Consider the following 2,964-nt stretch of genomic DNA (forward strand, 5'->3'; position numbering starts at 1 on the left):
TGCGATATCCGCAATTGTCTTGGGTGTTATATAGTCAAGCCGCACGAGCAATTAGTATCGGTTAGCTCAACGCCTCGCAGCGCTTACACACCCGACCTATCAACGTCCTGGTCTTGAACGGCTCTTCAGGGGCCTCGAGGGCCCGGGGAGATCTCATCTTGGAAGGGGCTTCCCGCTTAGATGCTTTCAGCGGTTATCCTGTCCGAACATAGCTACCCAGCAATGCCTCTGGCGAGACAACTGGAACACCAGCGGTTCGTCCACTCCGGTCCTCTCGTACTAGGAGCAGCTTTCCTCAAATCTCCAACGTCCACGGCAGATAGGGACCGAACTGTCTCACGACGTTCTAAACCCAGCTCGCGTACCACTTTAAATGGCGAACAGCCATACCCTTGGGACCGGCTTCAGCCCCAGGATGTGATGAGCCGACATCGAGGTGCCAAACACCGCCGTCGATGTGAACTCTTGGGCGGTATCAGCCTGTTATCCCCGGAGTACCTTTTATCCGTTGAGCGATGGCCCTTCCATACAGAACCACCGGATCACTATGACCTACTTTCGTACCTGCTCGACGTGTCTGTCTCGCAGTTAAGCGGGCTTGTGCCATTACACTAACCGTACGATGTCCGACCGTACTTAGCCCACCTTTGTGCTCCTCCGTTACGCTTTAGGAGGAGACCGCCCCAGTCAAACTACCCACCACACAGTGTCCTCATCCCCGATAAGGGGACAGAGTTAGAACCTCAAACATGCCAGGCTGGTATTTCAAGGTTGGCTCCACGCAAACTGGCGTTCACGCTTCAAAGCCTCCCAGCTATCCTACACAAACATGTTCAAAGTTCACTGTGAAGCTATAGTAAAGGTTCACGGGGTCTTTCCGTCTAGCCGCGGATACACCGCATCTTCACGGCGATTTCAATTTCACTGAGTCTCGGGTAGAGACAGCGCCCCCATCGTTACGCCATTCGTGCAGGTCGGAACTTACCCGACAAGGAATTTCGCTACCTTAGGACCGTTATAGTTACGGCCGCCGTTTACCGGGGCTTCGATCAAGAGCTTCGCGCAAGCGCTAACCCCATCAATTAACCTTCCGGCACCGGGCAGGCGTCACACCGTATACGTCCACTTTCGTGTTTGCACAGTGCTGTGTTTTTAATAAACAGTCGCAGGGGCCTGGTATCTTCGACTGGCTTCTGCTCAACCCGCGAAGGGCGTCACATACCACCAGCGTGCCTTCTCCCGAAGTTACGGCACCATTTTGCCTAGTTCCTTTACCCGAGTTCTCTCAAGCGCCTTGGTATTCTCTACCTGACCACCTGTGTCGGTTTGGGGTACGGTCTCGAATAGCCTGAAGCTTAGAAGATTTTCCTGGAAGCAGGGCATCAATGACTTCGCTCCCGTAAAAGGGTGCTCGTCGTCACGTCTCAGGATTGTGGACCCGGATTTGCCTAAGTCCACTCCCTACTCGCTTAAACCGGGACAACCGTCGCCCGGCTCACCTAGCCTTCTCCGTCTCTCCATCGCAGCTATCCAAGGTACGGAAATATTAATCCGTTTCCCATCGACTACACCTTTCGGTCTCGCCTTAGGGGCCGACTCACCCTGCGCCGATTAGCGTTGCGCAGGAACCCTTGGTCTTCCGGCGTGCGGGTTTTTCACCCGCATTGTCGTTACTCATGTCAGCATTCGCACTTCTGATACCTCCAGCAAGCTTCTCAACTCACCTTCGCAGGCTTACAGAACGCTCCCCTACCCCGCATACAAAGTATGCAGCCGCAGCTTCGGTGACCAGTTTGAGCCCCGTTACATCTTCCGCGCAGGCCGACTCGACTAGTGAGCTATTACGCTTTCTTTAAAGGATGGCTGCTTCTAAGCCAACCTCCTAGCTGTCTGAGCCTTCCCACATCGTTTCCCACTTAACTGGTACTTGGGGACCTTAGCTGGCGGTCTGGGTTGTTTCCCTCTTCACGATGGACGTTAGCACCCACCGTGTGTCTCCCGGATAGTACTCACAGGTATTCGGAGTTTGCATCGGGTTGGTAAGTCGGGATGACCCCCTAGCCGAAACAGTGCTCTACCCCCTGTGGTATTCGTCCGAGGCGCTACCTAAATAGCTTTCGGGGAGAACCAGCTATCTCCGGGCTTGATTAGCCTTTCACTCCGATCCACAAGTCATCCCCTGGCTTTTCAACGACAGTGGGTTCGGTCCTCCAGTTGATGTTACTCAACCTTCAACCTGCTCATGGATAGATCGCCCGGTTTCGGGTCTATGCCCAGCGACTGAATCGCCCTATTAAGACTCGGTTTCCCTACGGCTCCCCTAAACGGTTAACCTCGCCACTGAACATAAGTCGCTGACCCATTATACAAAAGGTACGCCGTCACAGAACAAGTCTGCTCCGACTGCTTGTACGCATACGGTTTCAGGATCTATTTCACTCCCCTCACAGGGGTTCTTTTCGCCTTTCCCTCACGGTACTGGTTCACTATCGGTCAGTCAGGAGTATTTAGCCTTGGAGGATGGTCCCCCCATATTCAGACAGGATACCACGTGTCCCGTCCTACTCGATTTCACTAGACTCAGGTTTCGGATACGGGGCTATCACCCACTATGGCGGCACTTTCCAGAGCCTTCTCCTACCAGTTGTCTAGCTTAAGGGCTAGTCCCCGTTCGCTCGCCGCTACTTAGGGAATCTCGGTTGATTTCTTTTCCTCGGGGTACTTAGATGTTTCAGTTCCCCCGGTTCGCCTCTTACACCTATGTATTCAGTGCAAGATACCCGACCGAAATCGGGTGGGTTTCCCCATTCAGAAATGTCCGGATCACAGCTTGTTTGCCAGCTCCCCGAACCTTATCGCAGGCTTCCACGTCTTTCATCGCCTCTGACTGCCAAGGCATCCACCGTATGCGCTTAGTTGCTTGACTATATAACCCCAAGACAACTGATCACTCATGCTCACCAG

Annotated in this window: 1 rRNA gene; it reads right to left on the bottom strand. The window is 53.6% G+C overall.

From position 1 onward, the window contains the following. Positions 1 to 30: 30 nt before the first annotated feature. Positions 31 to 2,926: ribosomal RNA gene (locus tag Q4606_RS18180) — 23S ribosomal RNA — on the bottom strand. Positions 2,927 to 2,964: the final 38 nt, after the last annotated feature.

This window comes from Marinobacter sp. 1_MG-2023 (assembly GCF_030549045.1).
Lineage (GTDB): Bacteria > Pseudomonadota > Gammaproteobacteria > Pseudomonadales > Oleiphilaceae > Marinobacter.